Below are 23796 nucleotides of genomic sequence, written 5' to 3' on the forward strand. Positions count from 1 at the left end.
TGCGGCTAGCGGACCCACCCCGTGAAGCTCTGTCCGACGGTCTGGGACTTCTGCGTCGTACGCGGCCGGGTGCCGCCGTCGACCGCGGCCGATACGGCCCGCACCAGCCAGGCGTTGACCGACAGGCCCTCACGGCTCGCGGCCTCCTCGGCCCGCGCCTTGAGATGGGCGGGCAGACGCAGGTTGACGCGGGCGGTTCCGGTCTCGTCGCCCTCGGCGAGCGCCTGCGCGCCGACCGGTTCGACGGGTGCGGCGGTCACCTCCGGGGTGCCGCCTTCGACGGGCGGCAGCGTCACCACGAAGTCGGGGTCCAGGCCGCGCAGACGTACGTCGACCGAACCGGGGGCGAGTTCGCGGGTGATCTCGTCCATCGCGGCGGAGAGCACGTGGAGCATGGTCAGCCGGGTCGCCGACTCCAGGGGAGCGGTGAGCCTCTCGGCCAGCTCTCGGGCTTCGTCGCCGCCGGCTGCGGCGGCCACCGCCAGTTCGCGGCGGAGGGTGTCGACATACGGAGTGAGGTCCATGGCGCTATGATGGCGCCATAGTGGTGCCATGCGCAAGTGGTGCGGGGGCATCCGAGGGTCGGCTTGTGGATGACAGTGGCCCTGACCTGGGGAAATGCGATGACATTCGTGGTGTGGGGCGTGGTGTCACCTGTGCGCATGGGCTGCCGGTGGCGCCGTATGGCCCCGAGTGGCGCCAGGTGGCGCCAGGTGGTGCCAGGTGGTGCCACTCGGGCTCTGGGGGGTCTCGGCCCGGCGCCCGACGGGGATGGTCGTATCGGGCCCGCGCTGCCCGGTGGGTCGGCTGCCTCGGCTGCCTCGGCGCGTGGCCGCCTTTCGCCGCCTTCGGCCACCGACGTCGCGCGGGGCGTAAAACCGTATGCGATTCGGCCTGTCCGGCCGGCTCGATCCCCCCCCGGCCGGCTCGGAAGCCAAAGGCCTCCGGATTGGGCCGTATTGGGGATGGAGGGGGGGGAGCGCGGGTCCCTTCCCCGGGGACTTCCGGGGCGGATCCGGAAGCCCGCGAGTTCACCTCCCGGTCATTCGGCTTTCCGTCGGGGCGTCTTGTCCGGGAAGGGGTCGTGTGAAATCCGCTCCGGTCGGGGCCCGGCCGGCGTCAGGGGTGCGGCCCGGTCCAGTGAACCGAGGAAGTGGGGGTGGACCGCGAGGTCGGGGCCGCCGGCGGGCGGGCGCGAAAGGGCCAGGGCCGCCGCGTGTTCCGGTCCCACGGGTACGTCCTTCACGGTCCAGCCGGGCGGCCGGGCCGGGGCGCCGGGTGCCGGGTTGCCCAGGTAGTCCAGGTCGGGGCCGCGGCCGACGCCGGTGCCGAGTCCCTTCAGGTACGCCTCCTTGCGCGCCCACAGCCGGGCGAAGACCGCGGGGCGCAACGACGGCGGTGCGGCATGGATCTCCCTCTGCTCCGCCGGGTGCAGCACCTCGCCGACCGTGGTGGCCTTGTGCGGTGCCGGAAGCCGCTCGACGTCGACGCCGACGGGCCGTCCGGCCACCGCGATCAACACCAGGCCGCCGGTGTGGGACATCGAGAAGTGCGGCCCACCGGGGCCCTCCAGGACGGGACGGCCGTGCGGTCCGCCGCAGCACGGGCAGGACTGGCGTGCGAACCTCAGCTCCGCCGGGGTGACGCCCCGGTAGGCGCAGAGCACCCGGCGCAGGGTCAGGTGCGCGGCCACGTAGCGGTCGCGGTCGGCCGAGTAGACGAAGGCCGCGACCCGGGCGCGTTCCTCCTCGTCCAGCGGGGACCGGTCCAGGACGACGGAGCGCAGCCCCGCGTCGGAGACCTGCAGCAGCCACAGGTCCAGCGCCCCTTCGGCCGGCACGGGCCGCACCGCGGGCCAGTCCGAGACGGCCCAGCCCGGCGGCGGGCAGGCGAGCTCCAGGGAGGACTGCACGGGGCGCTCCGGTCTCTCGGCATCGGCGGACGGCTGTTCGGGCACGATAGCGCAGGGCATAAAGAAGGAATTGATGGCCGAATACCGTGCCGCCCCCACCGTCCGCGGCCGTGCCGATCCCACCGTTTCTTCGGGGGTCCGGGAATTCGGCCGAGCGGAACGGCCGAAATGATGCGCCCCTTTACCGCAGCCCGCTGGAGGCGCGTGGCGCGCCTTGGCCAAGGATCAGTGCATTCTGGCTCAAATCTGCCGGATCTCTTCCGAGTTCTCCCTTGGTGTCGCCTACGATCTTGTTTGTACGGGGGGAGGATTATGGCGTTTGGGACACCGGATGCCAGGAACGGTTTCAGGAAGAGGGAAATACTGTGGTGGTCATGGTCGGCACCGCCCGGGCCCACGGCCCGGCGCGGAGCCTGGACACCCACACCGCCGAACTCGACGCCCYGCTGCGCCACGCCGCGGGCGCCCGGGCGGGCACCGCGCGCGCCGTCCTCGTCAGGGGGCCCGCGGGGATCGGCAGGACCCGTCTGCTGGCCGTCGCGAGCGAGCGCCTGGCGGCCGAGGGCATGGCCGTACGCCGCGTCGCCGGCCTTCCCGGAGACGCCTGCCGGGTCCGCGCGGTGGACGCCCTCCTCGAACCGCCTCCCGAGAGCGCTCCCGAGAGGCCGCCCGCGCGAGCGGACGCGGCCCCCGGACCGTGCGACGCCCCCGGTCCGCGCGATACGCACCGCGACTGGCGCCGGCTGCACCGGCGCGCCCTGGAGCTGCTCGCCGACGGCCCCACGGCCCTGGTCATCGACGACGCCCAGTGGTGCGACGAAGCCTCCCTGCGCTGCGCCGACTTCATCCTGCGCCGGTCCGCCGCCCAGCCCCTGCTGATCGTCCTGGCCCAGCGCACCGGCGTCCCGGGCCCCGGTACCCGGGTGCTCACCGAGATCCTCGCCCAGGACCGCTGCGCCCTCCTGGAACTCGGGCCGCTGGACGAGCGCGAAACCCAGCGAATGATCACGCGTGTCCTCGGAGCCCCGGCCGACCAGCCGTTCGTCCGCCGCTGTACGCAGATCACCGGTGGCAACCCGCTGCTGCTCGACCGGCTGCTCCACACCCTGCGCACCGTGGGGATCCCGCCGGGCGCCGACGCCCTGCACCAGCTGAGCACCGTCCACCAGAGCGTGCTGGCCTCCCTGGTCCCCGAGTTCCTCGCCGCCGGACCCCGCCCCGTCCGGCAGGTGGCCACGGCCCTCGCCGTGCTCGGCAGCGCCGCCGTCGACCCGCTCGCCGCGCTCAGCGGGCTGAGCGGACGGCACGTGGAGTCCGCGCTGGGCCGGCTGCGCCAGATCGAGGCCGTATCCGTACCGGCCGACTCCCCGCCGCGGATGCGCGAGGGAATCCGTACGGCGGTCCTCGCGGCCCTGGACTGCCAGGAGTTGCGGGGCCTGCGGGTCCGCGCCGCCCGGGTCCTCAGCGACGCCGGGCGTCCCGCGGCCGAAGTCGCCGAACAGCTCGCCCTGCTGGAGCGGATCGACGAACCGTGGATGTTCGCCGTGCTGCGCGAAGCCCTCGCCGAAGCACCGACCCGTGCGACCGTCGGCGCCGCCGGCCGCTGGCTGCGCGGTTCCGCGGGCCGCCGGCTCACCGCCGTCGAACGCGGGAACCTGCACGTCGAACTGGCCCGCGCGGCCGGCCGTACCCTCGTCTCGCCCGCGGACGCGCTGTGGCACCTGCGCCAGGCCCTCGACCTCATGCCGCACCCGCGCGAACGGGCGCCCGTCGCGGTGCAGTACGCCATGATGGCGCTCGGCACCCGCCGGGCCCCCGAGGCACTGCGATTACTGGAGCGGGTGCTGGGCGAGCTGCACGCCGGGGCGGGTGCCGGCCCGGAGCCCGCCGACCGCGAAGTGCGCGTCACCGTCGAATCCGCGCTGCTGGCCACGGCGGCGAACGACCGGACCGCCCTGCCCGCGGCCCGCGCCCGGGCCGCCGCCCTGCCCGTGCCGAGCGGACACAGCCCGGCCGACCGGCGGCTGCTCGCGGCCCTCAGCGCCTTCGCCGCGCTTGACGGCGGATCCGCGGGCCGGGCGGCCGCGCTCGCCCGGAAGGCCCTGCGCGCCGACGAGCCGGGCACCGCGGGCTGGGGGGTGTTCTGCTGCTCGGCCGTCCTCGCGCTCGCCGACTCCGTCGACGAAGCACTGACGGCCCTGGACCAGGCGCTGTCCCCGGCCGAGACCCACCCGCCGCTGTGGCCGCGCCGCGCCGCGCTGGCGGGCAGGTCCCTGATCCTCCACGGCATCGGCGACGTACCCGGCGCCGCACGGGACGCCTGGGCCGCCGTCGAGGTCGTCGGACCGGCCGGGGCCCCACCGTTCGCGCGCATCGCGCTGAGCTCCGTACTCCTTTCCCAGGGCGAGCCCCGGCAGGCGGCCGCCGTACTCGACGCGCTCGCCCGTTCCGTGCCCGACCTGGACCGGAGCGTCTGGGAATGGCAGCACTACCTGTACACGAAGGGCCGGATCCTACGGGAACTGGGCGACCTGGAAGGCGCCCTGGAACTGTGGCGCCGCTGCGGCCGCAGCGAGGAGGAGGCCGGTATCGCCAACCCGGTGCTGGCCCCTTGGTGGCTGCCCACCGCCACCACGCTCGGCGGCCTGGGCCGGGGAGGCGAAGCGGCCGGGATCGTCGAGGCCGCCCGGGAACGCGCCCGCCGCTGGGGTACGCCGCGCGCCCTGGGCCTGGGCCTGATCGCGCAGGCCTCGGTCGTCGAAGGCCGCGACCGTACGGGCCTGCTCGGCCGGGCCGTCGACCTGCTGTCCGAGTCCCCGGCCCGGCTGGAGCTCGCCAAGGCCGAATACCAGCTCGGCCGTGGACTGCTCGCCCTCGGGGACTCCCGCGGCGCCCGCGGTCATCTGCGCCGGGCCATCGGCCTCGCCACCCGCTGCGGCTCCCGCGTGCTCGCCGCCGCCGCGCGCGACACGCTGGTGACCGCGGGAGGCCGGATGCCGCAGCTCGCGACCGTCCCCCTCGACTCCCTCACCCACAGCGAGCGCCGGATCGCGACGCTCGCCGAGCGCGGCCACAGCAACAAGGGGATCGCGGCAGCGCTGTTCATCACCCCTCGCACGGTGGAGATGCACCTGACCAACGTCTACCGCAAGCTCGACGTGCGCGGCCGCGCCGACCTGCCGCGCGGCCTCGGCCGCCACCCCGGCGCGCCCAGACCGGCGGACGGCCTCTCCGCCACGTCCTGAGTCCCGGGGGACGTCACGCAGCCACGGGCGCACCCGGGCGGCAGCCGGGGGAGCCCCGATCGACACGACACCCCTGGAGGACGGACAGTCATGGAGCGGACGACAGCGGCCCACCCGGTTCGCGCCACGCCACCGGCGCACCGGAGGCGGCCGGGCGGGACCGGGGAACCGGCCGCGCTCATCGGACGGGACACCGAGGCCGACCTGCTGAACGGCCTGCTGGGACAGGTGCGCACGGGACGGCCGGCACTCGTCGAGGTCCACGGGCCGCCCGGCATGGGACGCAGCGCACTGCTCGACCACGCGGCGGCCCTGGCCGGGGCCGCGGGCATGGGGGTCGCCGCCGTCCGGGCGACCGCGGAGGAGGCCGGGCTGCCCCACGGCGTGGCCGGGCGGCTCGGCGCACTGCTCTCCGCTCCCGCCGCCCGCACCGGGCCCGGCGCCCCGTCCCACGCCACCGGACGACCCGCGGCCGGGCGCGCCGACGGGGCGCGGCCCCGCCGGACGACGGACCTGTACGCCGACGTCCTGGAGGCCGCCCGCGGTGGACCCCTGCTCCTCGCCGTCGACGACGTGCAGTGGGCCGACCCGCAGTCGCTGCGCGGACTGCGGTCGCTGGCCCGCAGGCTGGCCGGGATGCCCCTCATGCTCCTCACGTCCCGCAACAGCGCCGTTCCGGCCGCCACGGACGCACGGATCGATCCCTGCACCCTGGCCGGCGAGGACGCCGTGGCCCGCCACTCGCTGACGCTGGGCCCGCTGTCGGACGGCGCCGTCGGCGAGTTCATCGCCGGGAGCTGGCAGGCCCCGGTGGACGAGGCCTTCCTCGCCGAGGCGGTCCGGCACGCCGACGGCAGCCCGGCCCTGATGCGCTCGATCGTCGGACGGTTCGTCCGGCACGGCTGGACGCCCGGCACCGACCATCCCGGGCGGCTGGAGGAGAGCGCGGCGGAGGCGGTACGGGAACGCACCGTACGGACCCTGGCCCTGCTGCCCGACGAACTCCTCGGGGTCCTGCGCGCCATCGCCGTCGCCGGACCCGACTGCACCCCCGGCCTGATCGACGCGCTGGCCGGCCCACGTGCCCTCGGCACCTCCCGGGCCCTGGCCCTGCTGCGCGGAACCGGCCTGCTCGCGCCGGGAGGACGCCCCGCGTTCCGCACCACCGCCGCGGCCCGCGCCGTCCTCGCCGAACTCGGCAGCGAACACCGCGAGGAACTGCACGCCCGGGCGGCCGACTGGGCCCACCGCGCGGCCCTGCCCGACCGCGCGCTCGCCCGGATGCTGCTGGACGCCCGCCGGATCGGAGCCCCCTGGGCGGTGGAGGCCCTGCGCCGCGAGGCCGCGGAGTGCCGTGCCACGGGCCGGCCCGACCGCGCCGCCCGGCTGCTCGAACGGGCGCTGCGCGAGCCGGTGCCACCCGCCCTGCGGATCCGGCTCCTCACCGACCTGAGCGCGGCCGTGCTGCCCACCGGACCCGAGGCCGCGAGCCGCCACCTGTACCGCGCCCTGCAGACCCCCGGCGACGGGTCCGCGGCCGTCGCCGACGCCGAGACGGGCCGCGCCCTGCTGCGCGCCGCGGAACTCCTCGTGGCCCGCGGCGACGTCGACACCCCCCGCCCCCGCATCGCCCGGGCCGCCGACGCCGCCCGCCCGGGCAGTGCCGAGCGGTCGGGACTGCGCGCCCTCCACTGGATCACCGAGTACAGCAGGCCGGACCCGGCGGACGGCGGCGAGCCGCTCCTGCCCGACTCCGGCCCGCCGGCGCCGGAACGCTCCGCCGAAGCGGCCGTCGCCGCCTGGCGCACCGCGCAGCGCGGCCGGAACATCGACCGGGCCCGGTGGCTCGCCCGGACGGCACTGGCCCCGCGGGTGCGCGAGCACGTTCCGCCCACCGTCCGGGCCGCGGCCGCGCACGCGCTCGTCCTCACCGGGGACACCGCGGAGGCGCGCCGCGCGCTCGACGAGATCCTGGTGGGCGCCAGGCGGAGCGACGCGCGTGCGGTCGCGGGCCTCGCCCTGCTCGTCACCTGCCTCGCCGAACTGCGGGCCGGCCGCGAAACCGCCGCCGCCGAGGCCCTGGACCGGTGCGAGGAGATCATGCCGAGCCGCTGCTGGCATCCGCTGATGCTTCCCGGTCCCCTCGCGTTACGGGCCCTGCTGCACCTGCGGCGGGGCGACAGGACGGCGGCCGAACGGGTCCTCGCGACCGAGCTGCCGCCCGGCGCCGAGGGCGGGCTGCCCTGGGCCTACCTGCTGTACGCCCGGGGCCGGGTCCGGCTCGCCGGCGGCATGCGCGAACAGGCCTTCGCCGACCTGCTGGAGTGCGGGCGGCAGCTGCTGGCCCGGCAGGCGGTCAACCCGGCCGTGCTGCCGTGGCGTTCGGCCGCGGCGCGGGCCCGCGAGCCCGGAGACCCGGTGGCCGCGGCGCTGCTCGCGGAGGAACGCCGGCGGGCCCTGCTGTGGGGTTCGCCCACCGCCATGGCCGCGGCGCTGGGGGAGGGGGCCGGGCCCGGGGGCGTCGGGGGAATCCCGGCTCCGGGCCGGGGGAGGCCGGTCAGCTGGCAGTACCGGCAGGCGCTGGTCGCCCTCGGCACGGCCCCGTCCTCCGGCCACCTCACCGTCGATTCCCTGCTCGGCAGCGACCGGGGGGCGGGCCCGGGGCCCGGGACCACCGGGCTCCCGCTCCCGTCCCGTTCCGCGCCCCCGTCCGAGCGCCTGCCCTCCCCCCGGTTCCCGTCGGCCTCCCCCTCGCCGTCCGCGTCCGTGCGGCGGCCCGCGGGAGGCGCGGCCCCGGGCAGGACCGCGGCGGGTACCGCAGCGCTGACCCGCGCCGAGCTGCGCGTGGCGGCACTCGCCGCCGAGGGCCTGGGCAACCGGGCCGTCGCCGAGGAACTGGCCGTCACCCCCCGGACCGTCGAGCTCCACCTGACCAAGGTCTACCGCAAGCTCGGCATCCGGGGACGGCCCCAGCTGGCCGCGGCGCTGCGGCGGACGGCGGGGCTCCCCGGCCCTTGAGCCACACCCGGCCCCTCCCCGGGCCGTCCCAGAACACACGGAGGAACGATGAGGCCCCTGTTGCACCGCCAGAAGGAGCTCGACCTGATCACCGGCGCCATGGACGCGGTGCGCCACGGCGCCGGCGGCGGCTCGCTGGTGGTCGTCACCGGCGGCCTGGGCACGGGCAAGACCGCCCTGCTGCGCGCCTTGCCGGAGCGGGCGGAACGCCGTGGCCTGCGCGTCGTCACCGCCAGCGGAGCCGTGTTCGAACGTGACTTCGAGGCGGGCGTGCTCGGCCAGCTGCTGACCCCCCTGCTGCCGGGCACCCCCATCGCGCCGCCCGGCGACTGCGCGGGCCCGTCGGTGGGGTCCCCGCAGGACGACGGCCTCCTCGGGCTGGTGGCCGAGTACGGTGCGCGCACCCCGCTGCTCATGCTGGTCGACGACCTCCAGTGGGCCGACGTGGCCTCCCTGCGCTGGCTGGGCCTGCTGGCCGGACGCGTGGCGGGGCTGCGCGTCACCCTCGTCGTCACCCTGCGCGAAGGCGACCCCGGCGAGGACGCGCCCCGGCTCCAGCAGCTCGTCGAACAGGCCTCCCGCGTCCTGCGGCTGGGCCCGCTGCCGCCCGAGGGCACCGCGGACCTGATCGGCGTCCTGACGGGGCGCCCCGTCGACCCGGCCTACGCACGGGCCTGCCACGAGGTGACCGGCGGCCGGCCGCTGCTGCTCACCGCCATCCTCGACGCCCTGCCGGGGACCGGGGACGGGCCCGGGTCCGCGGACGACGTCCGGGCCGTCCACGCGGCCCGCCCGGCGGCCCTGCACGAACGGTTCGCCGTCGTCCTGCGCGACCAGCCCGCGCCGGTACGGGAGTTCGCCACGGCTCTCGCCGTACTCGGCGACGGCGCGGACGAGGAGCTGATCGGCAGACTCGCCGGCCTCGACGGCACCGGCCGGATCGAAGCCCTCAGAGTGCTGCGCCGGCTCGGCCTGCTCGCCGAAGGCCCCGTGCCCCGATTCGTCCACCCGGTGGTGGGCGAAGCCGTCGAGGAGGCCATGACCCCCGCCGAGGCGGAGAGCATCCGGGTGCACGCCGCCCTGCTGCTGCACCTGGGCGGCCACCCGGCGGAACGGGCCGCCGCCCAGCTCCTCGCCGCCTCCTCCTGCCACGAGGACTGGGAGAGCGACGTACTGCGGGCGGCGGCCGGCTCGGCCCTGCGGCGCTCGGCTCCGGACACCGCGGCCCGCTATCTGCGCCGCGCCCTGCTCGGCAGCTCACCCGATGGCCCGGACCGTGCCGAGCTGCTGGTGGAACTGGCCATGATCGAGCGGGACTTCGCGCCACGGGCGGCGCTGCGGCACCTCGCCCAGGCACTGTTCCTGTTCCCGGACACGGACCAGCGGGCCCCGGTGGCGGGCCGGATCCCGCCGTTCCTCCTCGACGGCGCCCCTTCCGCCACCGTCGACACCGTGGTCAGGACCGCGGCGGAACTGGGGGAGGCGGCGACGCTCACCGGCGCCGCCCGCGGGCACGCCCTGCGCCTGGAAGCACGCCTGCGGCAGGCCGGGTTGGCCGGCCCGGAGGAACCGGACACCTGCGGCAGCCGGCTGCGGTCCCTGGGCCCCGCCCCCTGCCTGGACACGGCCGCCGAACGCGAGCTCGTCACCGTACTGCTGCACGGCGCGGCGCTGGCCCAGACGGTCAACGCCGCGGAGGCCGTGGCGCTCGCGGAGCGGCTGCTGCAGCACGAACCCGCCGCCCCGGACCACGTGCACACCGCCCTGCCGCTGCTGACCGACGTCCTGGTCGCCGCCGACTCCCTCGCCACCATCGGCCCCTGGCTGGACACCGCCCACGACCGGGCCCGCAGGGAGAACGCCGACGTACCGCGCGCCCTCATCGCCGTCGGACTCACCCGTCTCGCCCTGGCCCGCGGCGACCTGACGGGAGCGAGGGCGCACGCCGCGGAGGCGCTCGCCCTGGACGTCACCGACTGGGCCACGCTCCAGACCCTGGCGCCCGTCGTGCTGACCGCCCTGGAGGCCCGGGACGCCGCTCTGTGCGAACGCCTGCTGTCCGGGCGCCGGGAGGAGGCCGTCCCCGGCCACCGGCCCTCCCTGCGCCGGCTCATCCACGGCTCGGCCGCGGTACTGCGCGACGACCTGCCGACCGCCCTGGACTGCTTCCTCGACTGGGGCCGTACGGCCGAGCGCGCCCACTGGCGCAACCCGGCCATCGTGCCCTGGCGCACGTGGGCGTCCGCGCTGCACTACCGGATGGGCCGGCCCGACCGGGCCCACGACCTGATGGACGAGGAGTACGGGCGCGCCCTGAGCTGGGGCAGCCCGGTGGCCATCGGCCGCGCCCAGCGCGGCAAGGGCGCCATCACCGAAGGCGCCCGCGGCATCGCGCTGCTGCGGGAGTCCGCGCTCACCCTGGAGGGATCGGCCAACGCCCTGGAACGGGCCCGCACCTCGCTGCTCCTCGGCCGCCGCCTGCTCGCCCAGGGGCGGCGGGCCGAGGCCGAGGACCGGCTGACCCGGGCCCGCGCGGAGGCCCTGGACTGCGGCGCGCCCTGGATGGTCGAGCGGGCGGGCCGGGCGCTGCACGGCATCGCCGGTTCCCCGGGCGAGGACGTGGCGGCGGCGCTGACGCGCACGGAGCGCCGGGTCGCCGCGCTCGCCGCCCGCGGTGCCTCCAACAAGGCCATCGCCGAGCGGCTGGAGGTGAGTTCGCGCGCCGTCGAGAAGCACCTCACCCACGTCTACCGCAAACTGCGGGTCGACGGCCGTACCGGCCTCGCCGCGATGGCCCGGCTTCTGTCCGACGGGGCCGGCCCGGCGCACCCGTAGTGCTGCGGGCGGGTGCGGTACCCCTGGTTGCGGGTGCGGTACCCCCCGGCCGCGGGAGGGCACCGAACCGAACCGAACCGAAACACCTGCGGTACCGGCGGTAACCGAACCCTCCGTTCCCCGCCCACAGGGTTAGCGCACCAGGGATTGATTTCGTTGACACCCTTCACCGCGTCTTCATACCTTCCTTTTGGCGGTGATCGAACTGCGTGGCCGGGGCCTAATCGAGGCCGTCGGGAGGCCGGATTTCGATGCCCATTTCCCAACGGGCCCCAGCGGAACCCGCCACGGTCAATGAATGCATGCAGGACAGGAAAGGTCGGAAATGAGCCAGGGCGCACCGGTGAGATTTTCCACGGTCCGCGACGGATACTTCAATCCGCCGCCGATGACGCAGTCGCTGCGCCGGACCGAACCCATTACCCGGATGGAATTCGCCGACGGACACCTCGGCTGGCTCGTCACCGGATACTCCGCCGCGCGGGCCGTCCTCGCCGACAACCGGTTCAGCGCCCGGGGAGACCTCAAGCACCCCCCGGTGCCGCGCGCCGCGACCCTGGAGGAGGCCCCGGCCGCACCGCCCGGGATGTTCATCCAGCACGACGCCCCCGAGCACCAGCGCTACCGCAAGCTCCTCGTCGGACAGTTCACCGTCCGCCGGATGCGGATGCTCACCGAATGGATCGAGGGCATCGTCGCGGAGCGCCTCGACGCCATGGAACGCCTCGGATCCGAGGCCGACCTCTTCGAGCACTTCGCGCTGCCCATCCCGTCCCTGGTCATCTGCGAACTGCTCGGCGTGCCCTACGCCGACCGTGCGGGCTTCCAGCACGACACGCACGTCTGGAGCAGCTTCGGGGAGTCCACCGAGGTCGTGACCGCGGCCTTCCTGTCGCTGGGCACGTACCTGCAGGGCCTGGTGCGGCTCAAGCGCGCCGAGCCCACCGACGACATCCTCAGCGGGCTGATCGCCGCCGACCCGGACCTCACCGACGAGGAACTGACGTCGATCGCCTTCCTGCTGCTGGTCGCCGGCCACGAGACCACCGCGAACCAGCTCGCCCTCGGAACCTTCGCGCTGCTGCGCCACCCCGAACAGCTCGCCGCGCTGCGCACCGACCCCTCCCTGATCGAGGGCGCCGTCGAGGAGAGCCTGCGCTACCTGAGCATCGTCCACCACGGACCCACCCGTGCCGCCCTGGAGGACGTCGAGATCGACGGCGTCCTCATCAAGGAGGGCGAGGTCGTGATGGTCTCCCTCGCCGCGGCCAACCGCGACCCCGAGCGGTTCGACGACCCCGAGTCCTTCGACGTGACCCGGCGCGCCGGCGGCCACCTCGGCTTCGGGCACGGCATCCACCAGTGCCTCGGCCAGCAACTGGCCCGCATCGAACTGCGCGTCGGCTTCACCGCCCTGCTGGAGCGCTTCCCGGCACTGCGCCTGGCCTGCCCGCCCGAGGAGATCAGGCTCCGCCACGACATGCAGGTCTACGGCGTGTACGCGCTGCCCGTCGCCTGGTGACCGGCGGCCCCCTGAGGGTCGAGGTCAGCCGGGACCTGTGCCGCGGCGCCGGCATGTGCACCCTCCTCGCCCCCGAGGTCTTCGACCAGAGCGACGAAGGCGTCGTGCTGCTGCTCGACGCCCGGCCGCCCGCCGCCGTGCACGCCGCCGTCCGCGAGGCGGCCGACCAGTGCCCCTGCGCGGCCATCACCCTGCACGAGCCCTCCACGACCACCGAGTTTCCCGGGACCCCCTGAGGTCCTGCCCGGCCCCCCGTCCGGGCCCCGGCGGGCCGCGCCGCTCCGCGTGACCGCCACCCTCCCGCACCACCGCTCGCACCCCTTCCGGAAAGCCAGGTACACACCGTGGAACAGCACCTTTCACGTCGCCGCATGCTCGGACTCGCGGCCCTCGGCGCCGCCGCCATGGCCGGCAGCACCACCATCGGCGCCACCCGGGCCCTGGCCGCCGACCGCGCCGGGACCCCCGCGTTCGTCCCCGCCGTGGTCATCGGGACGGGCTACGGCGCGGCCGTCACCGCCCTGCGGCTCGGCGAGGCCGGCGTCCGCACCGTCATGCTCGAAATGGGACAGCTGTGGAACCAGCAGGGCCCCGACGGCAACGTCTTCTCCGGCATGCTGAAGCCCGACAAGCGCTCCAGCTGGTTCAAGACCCGTACCGAGGCGCCGCTCGGCAGCTTCCTCTGGCTCGACCTGGCCAACCGTGACATCGACCCCTACGCCGGTGTCCTGGACCGGGTCAACTACGACCAGATGTCCGTGTACGTGGGCCGCGGCGTCGGCGGCGGCTCCCTCGTCAACGGCGGCATGGCGGTGGCCCCGAAGCGCGCGTACTTCGAGGAGGTCCTCCCGCGCGTCGACTCCGCCGCGATGTACGACCGCTACTTCCCGCGCGCAAACTCCATGCTGCGCGTCAACCACATCGACAACGGCTGGTTCGAGGGCACCGACTGGTACAAGTTCGCCCGCGTCTCCCGTGACCAGGCGCAGAAGGCCGGCCTGGGCACCGTGCACGTCCCCAACGTCTACGACTTCGACTACATGCGGCGCGAGGCGAACGGCGAGGTCCCCAAGTCGGCGCTGGCCGCAGAGGTGATCTACGGCAACAACCACGGCAAGCAGAGCCTGGACAAGACCTACCTCGCCGCCGCCCTGGGCACCGGCAAGGTCACCATCGAGACCCTCCACCAGGCCAGGACCATCCGGCAGCAGAAGGACGGGACCTACCTGCTGACCGTCGAGCAGAAGGACGCCGACGGGCGGCTCCTCGCCACCAGGGAGATCTCCTGCCGCCACCTGTTCCTCGGGGCCGGCAGCCTCGGCTCCACGGAACTGCTGCTGCGCGCCCGGGAGACCGGCACGCTGCCCGACCTCAGCTCCGAGATCGGCGCGGGCTGGGGCCCGAACGGCAACATCATGACCGCCCGCGCCAACCACGTGTGGAACCCCACCGGTGCCAGCCAGTCGTCCATCCCCGCGCTGGGCATCGACGACTGGGACAACCCCACGGCCCCCGTCTTCGCCGAGATCGCCCCCATGCCGGCCGGTGTGGAGACCTGGGTCAGTCTCTACCTGGCGATCACCAAGAACCCCGAGCGCGGCGCCTTCGTGTACGACGCCGCGAAGGACCGGGCGGACCTGCGCTGGACCCGCGATCAGAACACCCCCGCCGTCAACGCCGCGAAGTCGCTGTTCGACCGCGTGAACAGGGCGAACACCACGATGTACCGCTACGACCTCTTCGGCAAGCAGCTGAAGGCGTTCTCCGACGACTTCTGCTACCACCCGCTCGGCGGCTGCGTGCTGGGCAAGGCCACCGACGACTACGGCCGGGTGTCCGGTTACAAGAACCTCTACGTGACGGACGGTTCGCTCATTCCCGGCTCCATCGGCGTGAATCCGTTCGTCACCATCACCGCGCTCGCGGAACGGAACATCGAGCGCGTCATCCAGCAGGACATCAACGCCTCGTAAACCGGGCGCCGTCACCGGCCCGCCCGGGTCTGCCGGGGTTGCCGGGTCTGCCGCGTCCGCCGGGGTCCTCCGGTTCACCACATCGCGAATCGTCACGGGGTTTCCCCGGTATGCCCGCACGCCGAAATGCGCTGCGGAACCAGCAAATTGGCATGAGTTCAACGGGTCGATGGAGCACATTATGCGCGAGTCTGTTTCGATGCCGGACGAATCCGGGACCAGCACGCACGACGTGATCGTGGTGATCGGATCGGCGCACCGACCGCCGGACGGGACCGAGGCCCACGGGGCGTTCGACGCGGAATTCCTCGCGGATGCCACCGGAGGCCCGGCGGACCCCCGCCTCACCGGGGCACTGCCCCACGGTCCCGCCGCGGCGGAGGTGTGGTGGCAGGCGCTGGAGGACGCCGGTGTCGTCCTGGCGGCGGAGCCCGCCCCGGGCACCGCCGTGTTCCTCGCCGTGCCCGACGCGGAGGACCTCCCGCAGGACGGCGACGCGGCCGCCGCCGTCCGCGCCGTCCTGCGGACCGCCCCCGGCGCCGACCCGGAGGTCCGGCGCGTCCCCTCGGGCGCCGACGCGCTGCGGGCGGCCCACGACAGTCTCCGCCGGGGCGAGAGCGCCCTGGCCCTGGCCGCCGGCCCGGACGTCCTGCTCCCCGACACCGGGTCCGGGGCCGCCGCTTCCGCGGACGCGGGGTCCGGGGCCAGCGGGTCCGGGGCGACCGGGCCGGAGGGCGTCGGCGCCGCGGGCGGCTCCTCCGGCGGCTACGGGGCAGTCCTGCTGAAGACCCTCGCGCGGGCCCTCGCCGACGGCGACCGCATACGCGCCGTACTCTGCGCCGACGGACGGCTCACCGCCCCCGGCGCCGCCCTCGCGGCGGACGGCGGCGACACCGGGCGGCCCGGCTCCGGGGCCGTCCCCGCCGAACAGCCGCTGCCCTGGATCCTCTCCGCCGCCGGCCCCGAGGCGCTGCGCGCCCAGGCCGGGCGGCTGCACGCCCACCTCACCGCCCACCCCGGCCTCGACCCCGCCGCCGTGGGCCGCGCCCTCGCCGTGACCCGGCACCGCTTCCCGCACCGCGCCGTCGTCCTCGGCGAGAACACCGCACAGCTCCTCGACGCACTGGCCACCCTGGCCGGGGGCGGCTTCGCGCCCGAGGTCGTCCGCGGCAGTGCCGGCCCCGCCGCCACCGGCCCCACCGCGTTCGTCTTCCCCGGCATCGGCTCCCAGTGGCCCGGCATGGCCGTCGAACTCCTCGACTCCTCACCGCAGTTCCGCGCCGCCGCCCTGGAGTGCCAGGAGGCCCTGGCCCCGTTCACCGGCTGGCTGCTCACCGACGTGCTGCGCGGCGGGCCCGGCGCCCCGGCCCTCGACACCCCCGACGTCAGCATGCCCGCCACCTTCGCCGTCCAGGTCGCCCTCGCCCGGACCTGGCTGGCCTACGGAGCCCGCCCCGCCGCGTTCGCGGGGCACAGCATCGGGGACATCGCGGCCGCCCACCTGTCCGGCGCGCTGACCCTGCCGGACGCCGCCCGGGTCATCACCTCCTGGGGCGACGGCCTGGCCGAACTCGTCGCACACGGCGGCGACATGCTCGCGGTGTCCCTGCCGGGCCACCGGATGGCGGAGCGCCTGCGGCCCTGGGAGGGCAGGCTCGACGTCGCCGCGTACAACGGCCCCGAATCCGTCGTCGTCTCCGGCGACACCGACGCCGTGCGCGAGCTGCGCGAGGCGCTGGAGGCGGACGGCATCCGCTGCCGGGGCGTCGCCGTCGGAGCCGCCGCCCACTCGTCCCACGTCGAGGCCCTCCGCGACCGGATGACCGCCGAACTCGCCGCCGTCACCCCCCGGGCCACCCACACCCCGCTCTACTCCTCCGCCACCGGCGGCATCGTCGACGGCCGCACCCTGGACGCCGCCTTCTGGTTCGAGGCCCTGCGACGGCCGGTACGGTTCGAACAGACCACGCACGCGCTGCTCGCCGACGGCCACCAGGCCCTCATCGAGGTCAACCCCCACGCGTCCCTCACCGCGGCGATGCAGGAGACGGCCTCCGCCGCCGGACGGCACCCCGTTTCCGTCAGTACCCTCCGCCGCGACCAGGGCGGCCCGCGCCGGTTCCGTACCGCCCTCGCGGAGGCCTACGTACAGGGTGTGCACATCGACTGGGAGCAGGCGTTCCCCGACGCCCCGGCCGGCCGGCTGCCGCTGCCGACCTACCCCTTCCGGCGGCCCGGTGCCGCGGAGGACGCTCCCGCGCTGGCCGAGCGGCTGCGCACCCTGCCCGAGGCCGAACGCGAGCGCGCCGTCGGCGCACTCGTCCGCTCCGTCACCGCCGCACTGCTCGACCTGCCCGACCCGGCGGCGGTCGGCGCCGGACACGCCTTCCGGGACCTGGGCCTGGACTCCGTCACCGCCATCGAACTGCGCAACCGGCTCAACGAGGCGACCGGCCTCGCGCTGCCCCACACGGTCGTCTTCGACCACCCCACCCCGCGTTCGCTGACCGGCCGCATCGTCGCGGACGCCCTCGGCACCCGGGACGAGGCCGCCGACGACACCACCACGGCCGCCTGGGACGAACCCGTCGCCATCGTGGCCATGAGCTGCCGGCTGCCCGGCGGCATCGACACCCCCGAAGCCCTCTGGCAGCTGCTCACCGAGGGCGGCGACGCCGTGTCCGCCCTGCCCGCCGACCGCGGCTGGGACGTCGAGGGCCTCTACGACCCGGAGCCCGGCCGGCCGGGCCGCTACTACCAGCGCGAGGCGGCGCTGCTCCACGGGGCCGCCGACTTCGACCCGGAGTTCTTCGGGATCTCCCCGCGCGAGGCCCTCGCCATGGACCCGCAGCAGCGGCTCCTCCTGGAGACCGGCTGGGAGGTGCTGGAACGCGCCGGCATCGACCCCGGCACGCTGCGCGGCACCCGCACCGGCACCTTCGTCGGAGCCATGACCCAGGACTACGGCCCCCGCCTGTACGAGGCGCCCGAGGACGTCAGCGGCTACCTGCTGACCGGCAACACCGCCAGTGTCGCCTCGGGCCGCCTCGCCTACACCTTCGGGTTCGAGGGTCCCGCCGTCACGGTCGACACCGCCTGCTCGTCCTCGCTGGTCGCGCTGCACCTGGCCGCCCAGTCGCTGCGCACCGGCGAGTGCTCGCTGGCCCTGGCGGGCGGCGTCACCGTCCTGCCGTCGGCCGGCGCGTTCATCGAGTTCAGCAAGCAGCGCGCGCTGGCCCCGGACGGGCGCTCCAAGGCCTTCTCCGCCGACGCCGACGGGTTCGGCCTCGCCGAGGGCACGGGCATGGTCCTGCTGGAGCGCCTCTCCGACGCCCGCCGCAACGGCCACCGGGTACTGGCCGTCGTACGGGGCTCCGCGATCAACCAGGACGGCGCCTCCAACGGGCTCACCGCGCCCAGCGGGCCGGCGCAGCAGCGGGTCATCCGGCAGGCGCTGGCCAACGCGGGCCTGTCGGCCACCGACGTCGACGTGGTGGAGGCGCACGGCACCGGCACCCGGCTCGGCGACCCGATCGAAGCCCAGGCGCTCCTGGCCACGTACGGCCAGGACCGGCCCGAGGACCGGCCCCTGTGGCTCGGCTCGCTGAAGTCGAACATCGGCCACACCCAGGCCGCCGCGGGCATCGCGGGCGTGCTGAAGATGGTCCTGGCCCTCCAGCACGGCGTCCTGCCCAAGACCCTGCACGCCGAGGTGCCGTCCCCCCACATCGACTGGGCCGGCGGCCGGGTGCGGCTGCTCGGCGAGGCGGCCGAGTGGCCGGAGACCGGCCGGCCGCGCCGCTCCGGCGTGTCCTCGTTCGGGATCAGCGGCACCAACGCGCACGCCATCATCGAAGAGGCCCCGGACGCCCGCGAGACCGCCGGCGCCCCGGCCGCGGGCGCCCCCGCCGACGCTCTGGCCGCGCAGGCCCCCGCCGGCACCCCCGCCGCGGAGCGCGCCGTGGAGCCCGCCGTCGGCGCGACCGCCGTGCCGTGGACGCTGTCGGCCCACACCCCCGGGGCGCTCGCCGCCCGGGCCCGTGCCCTCCTCGCGCACACCCTGGTCCACCCCGGCACGGCTCCCGCGGACACGGGCCACTCGCTCGTCACCACCCGCGCGGCGTTCGGGCACCGCGCGGTCGTCGTCGGCACCACCGAAGCGGAACTCACCGAAGGACTGCAGGCGCTGGCGGAGGGCCGCTCCACGCCCCGCGCCGTCCAGGGCACCGCCGCCGAGGACCGCCGCGTCGTGTTCGTCTTCCCCGGCCAGGGCTCCCAGTGGGCCGGCATGGCCGTCGAACTCCTCGACGGCTCGGCCGTCTTCCGCGAGCGGCTGCGCGCCTGCGGCGAGGCCCTGGCCCCGTACGTGGACTGGTCCCTGGAGGACGTACTGCGCGGGGCACCCGGGGCACCCGCCCTGGACAGCGCCGACGACGTCGTCCAGCCCGCGCTGTGGGCCGTCATGGTCTCGCTCGCCGAACTGTGGCGCTCCTTCGGCGTCGAACCCGCGGCCGTCATCGGCCACTCCCAGGGAGAGATAGCCGCGGCCGCCGTGTCCGGCGCCCTCGGCCTCGACGACGCCGCGCGCGTCGTCGCCCTCCGCAGCCGCCTGCTGAGCCGCCTCGCCGGACTCGGCGGCATGGTGTCCGTACCCGAACCCCTCGCCGACGTCACCCGGCGCCTTGAGGCCTGGGACGACCGGCTCGGCATCGCCGCCGTCAACGGACCCCGCTCCATCGTCGTCTCCGGCGACGCGGACGCCCTCGACGAACTGCTCACCGCCTGCACCGCCGACGGCGTCCGGGCCAAGCGGGTCCCCGTCGACTACGCCTCGCACTCCTCCCACGTCGAGATCATCGAGGCCGAACTCGCCGAGGCACTCGCCGGCATCACCCCGCAGACCCCGCGGATCCCCTTCTGCTCCACCGTCACCGGCGAGGTCGTCGACTCCGCGGACCTCGGTGCCGACTACTGGTACACCAACCTCCGCACCACCGTCCGCTTCGAGCCCGCCGTCCGCCGCCTCATGGAGGACGGCCACGACGTCTTCGTCGAGTGCAGCCCGCACCCCGTGCTCGCCGTCGGTCTCCAGGAGACCGCCGAGGCGGCCGGAGTCACCGCCGACGTCGTGCCCTCGCTGCGCCGCGGAGACGGCGGCCCGGCCCGCTTCCTGACCTCGCTCGCGGACGCCCACGTCCACGGCGTGCCCACCGACTGGTCCGCCGCCTTCGCCGGACTGCACCCCCGTACCGTGGACCTGCCCACCTACCCCTTCCAGCGCCGCCGGTTCTGGCTCGACGCCGCCGCCCCGGCCGCCCCCGCGGGCGCCGCCGCCGGCCACAGCCAGGAGGAGGCCCGCTTCTGGGAAGCAGTGGAGAACGCCGACGTCCAGGCCCTGACCAGCTCGCTGGACCTGGCCCCCGACGCCTCCCTCGACAGCATGGTCAGCCGGCTCGCCCACTGGCGGCGCCGCACCACCGAGAGCGCGCTCATCGACAGCTGGCGCTACCGCGTCACCTGGACGCCCACCGCCACCCAGGCCCAGCGCGGCAACCGCTCCCCGCTGAGCGGCACCTGGTTGCTCGTCACCACCGCCGCCCAGGAGGGCGGCTCCGACACCACCGCCGTCCACGACGCCCTCACCGCCCGGGGCGCCCGCGTCGCACGCATCGTCCTCGACCCGGCCACCGACGGCGACCGGGAGACCGTCGCCCGGCTGCTGACCGACCGCCTCGGCGGGGCCGGGCAGGAGCCCGACGGCGTCAGCGGCGTGCTCTCCCTGCTCGCGGGGACCGCGGGGACCGCCGGGACGGCCGAGGAAGCCGAGACCGCCCCGGGCTCCGGCACCGGGCCCGCCCCCCGGGTCCTGCCCGCCCTCGCCGCAACGCTCGCCCTCGTCCAGGCCCTCGGCGACACCGGCATCGGCGCCCCCCTCTGGTGCGCCACCTCCGGCGCCGTCGCCACCGGACCCGCCGACCCGCCGCGCCACCCCGAGCAGGCCCAGCTGTGGGGCCTCGGCCGGGTCGTCGGCGCGGAGTCCCCCCAGCGCTGGGGCGGCCTCGTCGACCTCCCCGAAACCCTCGACGAGCGCACCCTCGAACACCTCACCGCACTCCTCGCCGACCCCGACGGCGAGGACGAGATCGCCGTCCGCGCCACCGGCACCCTCGCCCGCCGCCTCGTCCGCGCGGACACGGACACGACCGACCCCACACCCGACCCCGTCCTGGCACGTCCGCACGGCACCGTCCTGATCACCGGCGGCACCGGCACCCTCGGCGCCCACGTCGCCCGCTGGCTCGCCCGTTCCGGAGCCCAGCACCTCGTCCTCACCAGCCGCAGCGGCCCCGCCGCCCCGGGCGCCCCCGAACTCCGCGACGAACTCACCGCCCTCGGCACCCGCACCACCATCGCCACCTGCGACGTCACCGACCGCGACGACCTCGGCCGGCTCCTGGACTCGCTGCCCGGCGAACACCCCCTCACCGGCGTCATCCACGCCGCGGGCGTCCTCGACGACGGCGTCATCGACGCCATGACCACCGAGCGCCTCGCACACGTCCTGCGCCCCAAGGTCGACGCCGCGCTCCACCTGCACGACCTCACGGCCGGCCTCGACCTGGACTTCTTCGTCCTCTTCTCCTCCATCGCCGGCGTCGTCGGCAACGGCGGCCAGGGCGGGTACGCCGCCGGCAACGCCTTCCTGGACGCCCTCGCCCACCAGCGCCGCGCCCAAGGACTCCCCGCCACCGCCATCGCCTGGGGCTCCTGGGGCAGCGGCCGCATGATGGGAGACCTCGCCGAACAACACCTCACCCGGCGCGGCATCCTCCCCATGCCCGCCGACCTCGGCATCGCCGCCCTGCGCCGGGCCATGGAACACGACGACACGGCCGTCACCCTCGCCGACATCGACTGGGACCGCTTCGTCCCCGCCTTCGCGATCAGCGGCGACTACCCGCTGCTGCGCCGCCTCCCCGAGGCACGGCGCGTCCTCGACGCCGCCGGGACCCCCGCCGCCACCGGTGCCACCCCCGGCGGCCCGGCACTGGCCCAGCGGCTGACCGGCCTGTCCGACACCGAACAGCTCCGGGCCGTCGTCGAGCTCGTCCGCACCCAGGCCGCCACCGTCCTCGGGCACTCCGGCGTCGACGCCATCCCACCCCGACGTGCCTTCCGCGACACGGGATTCGACTCCCTCACCGCGATCGAGCTGCGCAACCGGCTCGCCGGCGCCGCCGGGATGCGCCTGCCCACCACCGTCGTCTTCGACTACCCCAACCCGACGGAACTCGCCGGATACCTCCACGCCCGGATATCGGGAAGCCCGCGGGCCGCCGGCCACGACGACGGCCACCCCGGCGCACCGCTCGCCCCGCCCGCCGACGACGAGCCGATCGCCATCGTCGCGATGAGCTGCCGCTTCCCGGGAGGGGTCACCTCCCCCGAAGAGCTGTGGGAGATCCTCACCGAGGGCCGGGACGTCCTCTCCGGATTCCCCGAGAACCGCGGCTGGCCGCTCGACACGCTCTACCACCCCGACCCCGAGAACCCCGGAACCACCTACGCCCGCGAAGGCGGCTTCCTCTACGACGCGGGCGACTTCGACGCCGGATTCTTCGGGATCTCCCCGCGCGAGGCCCTCGCCATGGACCCCCAGCAGCGGCTGCTGCTCGAAGTCACCTGGGAAGCCTTCGAACGCGCCGGCATCGACCCCGCCACCCTCAAGGGCAGCCGGTCCGGAGTCTTCATCGGCTCCAACGGACAGGACTACGCCTCCGGCCTGCGCAAGGCCCCCGAAGGCGTCGAGGGCTACCTGCTCACCGGCCGGGCCGCCAGCGTCGTCTCCGGCCGCCTCGCCTACACCTTCGGCCTCGAAGGCCCGGCCCTGACCGTCGACACGGCCTGCTCGTCGTCCCTGGTCGCCCTCCACCTGGCCGTCCAGTCGCTGCGCCTGGGCGAATGCGAACTGGCCCTCGCCGGCGGCGTCACCGTCATGTCCAACCCCGGCATCTTCGTCGAGTTCAGCCGCCAGCGCGGCCTGGCCGCCGACGGCCGCTGCAAGGCCTTCGCCGCGTCGGCCGACGGCACCGGCTGGGGCGAGGGCACCGGCATGCTCCTCCTCGAACGCCTCTCCGACGCCCGCCGCAACGGCCACCGGGTACTGGCCGTCGTACGGGGCTCCGCGATCAACCAGGACGGCGCGTCCAACGGGCTCACCGCCCCGAACGGACCCGCGCAGCAGCGGGTCATCCGGCAGGCGCTGGCCAACGCGGGCCTGTCGGCCACCGACGTCGACGTGGTGGAGGCGCACGGCACCGGCACCCGGCTCGGCGACCCGATCGAAGCCCAGGCGCTCCTCGCCACGTACGGCCAGGACCGGCCCGACGGCCGACCGCTGCTGCTGGGCTCGCTCAAGTCGAACATCGGCCACACCCAGGCCGCCGCCGGTGTCGCCGGCGTCATGAAGCTGGTGCTGTCCCTCCAGCACGGGCAACTCCCCAGGACCCTGCACGTGGACGCGCCGACCCCGCACGTCGACTGGACCACGGGCTCGGTCGAGCTCCTGACCGAGCCCATCACCTGGCCCGATGACCACGAACACGTCCGCCGGGGCGGCGTCTCGGCCTTCGGCGTGAGCGGCACCAACGCCCACGTCATCGTCGAGCAGGCTCCCGAAGCGGCCCCGGAGCCCGAAGACACCGACCCGGCAGCCGCCCCGGCCACCCCGATGGCGGCCGTCCCCTGGCTCCTCTCCGCGAAGGACGCCACCGCCCTGCGCGTGCAGGCCGACCGGCTGCGCGCCCACCTGGCCGACCACCCGGAGGCCGGCCCCGCCGACATCGGCCTCTCGCTCGCGACGGGCCGGTCGGCCCTCCAGCGGCGCGCCGCCGTCGTGGGCACCGACCGCGACGAACTGCTGCGCGGGCTGGCCGCCCTCGCCGACGGACTTCCCACCGGGTCCTCGTCCCACGTCATCACCGGCGCCACCGACTCCGCAGGCGACGAGGAGGGCACCCGTACGGCGTTCCTGTTCTCGGGGCAGGGGAGTCAGCGGCTGGGGATGGGGCGTGATCTGTACGCGGCCTTCCCGGTGTTCGCGGATGCGTTCGACGCGGTGTGTGCCCATGTGGATCAGCACCTCGAACGTCCTCTGGCGGGCGTGGTGTTCGGCGATGACGCGGAGCTCCTCGACCGGACGGGTTACGCGCAGCCGGCGTTGTTCGCGGTCGAGGTGGCGTTGTTCCGCCTGGTGGAGTCCTGGGGTGTCCGTCCGGATCTTCTGGCGGG

At 75.4% G+C, this 23796-nt stretch carries 9 protein-coding genes; 7 read left to right on the forward strand and 2 right to left on the reverse strand.

Annotation, left to right across the window (positions count from 1 at the left end; all coding sequences use genetic code 11):
* Window positions 1-5 precede the first annotated feature (5 nt).
* Together AB4039_RS27505 and AB4039_RS27510 are read right to left on the reverse strand one after the other, a co-directional pair.
* The gene (locus AB4039_RS27505; RefSeq protein ID WP_442272053.1) at window positions 6-524 is read right to left on the reverse strand and encodes a toxin-antitoxin system HicB family antitoxin; all 519 of its coding nucleotides are present in this window, start codon (window positions 522-524) and stop codon (window positions 6-8) included.
* Window positions 525-1042: 518 nt separating this feature from the next.
* Window positions 1043-1957 (reverse strand): 4'-phosphopantetheinyl transferase family protein, encoded by a 915-nt coding sequence (locus AB4039_RS27510; RefSeq protein ID WP_442272054.1) that lies wholly within the window; start codon window positions 1955-1957, stop codon window positions 1043-1045.
* A gap of 329 nt (window positions 1958-2286) precedes the next feature.
* On the opposite strand from AB4039_RS27510, the gene AB4039_RS27515 reads away from it, so the two are divergent.
* From AB4039_RS27515 to AB4039_RS27545, 7 genes are all read left to right on the forward strand, one after another.
* On the forward strand, window positions 2287-5157 hold the full coding sequence (locus tag AB4039_RS27515) for an AAA family ATPase (RefSeq protein ID WP_442272055.1): 2871 nt from the start codon (window positions 2287-2289) through the stop codon (window positions 5155-5157).
* A 90-nt stretch (window positions 5158-5247) separates the two neighbouring features.
* Window positions 5248-8175, forward strand: coding sequence for an AAA family ATPase (locus tag AB4039_RS27520; RefSeq protein ID WP_442272056.1), 2928 nt, complete (start codon window positions 5248-5250; stop codon window positions 8173-8175).
* A gap of 48 nt (window positions 8176-8223) precedes the next feature.
* On the forward strand, window positions 8224-11010 hold the full coding sequence (locus AB4039_RS27525; protein WP_442272057.1) for an AAA family ATPase: 2787 nt from the start codon (window positions 8224-8226) through the stop codon (window positions 11008-11010).
* 325 nt (window positions 11011-11335) lie between these two features.
* Window positions 11336-12532 carry a cytochrome P450 gene (locus tag AB4039_RS27530; protein ID WP_442272058.1) on the forward strand — a complete coding sequence of 399 codons (1197 nt, stop codon included), beginning with the start codon at window positions 11336-11338 and terminating at the stop codon, window positions 12530-12532.
* Window positions 12529-12768 carry a ferredoxin gene (locus AB4039_RS27535; RefSeq protein WP_442272059.1) on the forward strand — a complete coding sequence of 80 codons (240 nt, stop codon included), beginning with the start codon at window positions 12529-12531 and terminating at the stop codon, window positions 12766-12768. The genes AB4039_RS27530 and AB4039_RS27535 overlap by 4 nt, the downstream gene beginning before the upstream one ends.
* A 135-nt stretch (window positions 12769-12903) precedes the next feature.
* Window positions 12904-14505, forward strand: a complete 1602-nt coding sequence (locus AB4039_RS27540) for a GMC oxidoreductase (protein WP_266846788.1) — start codon at window positions 12904-12906, stop codon at window positions 14503-14505.
* A gap of 181 nt (window positions 14506-14686) precedes the next feature.
* A partial coding sequence (locus tag AB4039_RS27545; protein WP_442272060.1) for a type I polyketide synthase occupies window positions 14687-23796 on the forward strand: 9110 nt, incomplete at its 3' end.

This window comes from Streptomyces sp. M-16 (assembly GCF_052114405.1).
Taxonomy (GTDB): domain Bacteria; phylum Actinomycetota; class Actinomycetes; order Streptomycetales; family Streptomycetaceae; genus Streptomyces.

Bases quoted from the DNA above. Each gene is read 5' to 3' on its own strand.
- AB4039_RS27540 (WP_266846788.1), top strand. From the start codon at position 12,904: ATGCTCGGACTCGCGGCCCTCGGCGCCGCCGCCATGGCCGGCAGCACC.
- AB4039_RS27530 (WP_442272058.1), top strand. From the start codon at position 11,336: ATGAGCCAGGGCGCACCGGTGAGATTTTCCACGGTCCGCGACGGATAC.
- AB4039_RS27505 (WP_442272053.1), bottom strand. From the start codon at position 524: ATGGACCTCACTCCGTATGTCGACACCCTCCGCCGCGAACTGGCGGTG.
- AB4039_RS27520 (WP_442272056.1), top strand. From the start codon at position 5,248: ATGGAGCGGACGACAGCGGCCCACCCGGTTCGCGCCACGCCACCGGCG.
- AB4039_RS27525 (WP_442272057.1), top strand. From the start codon at position 8,224: ATGAGGCCCCTGTTGCACCGCCAGAAGGAGCTCGACCTGATCACCGGC.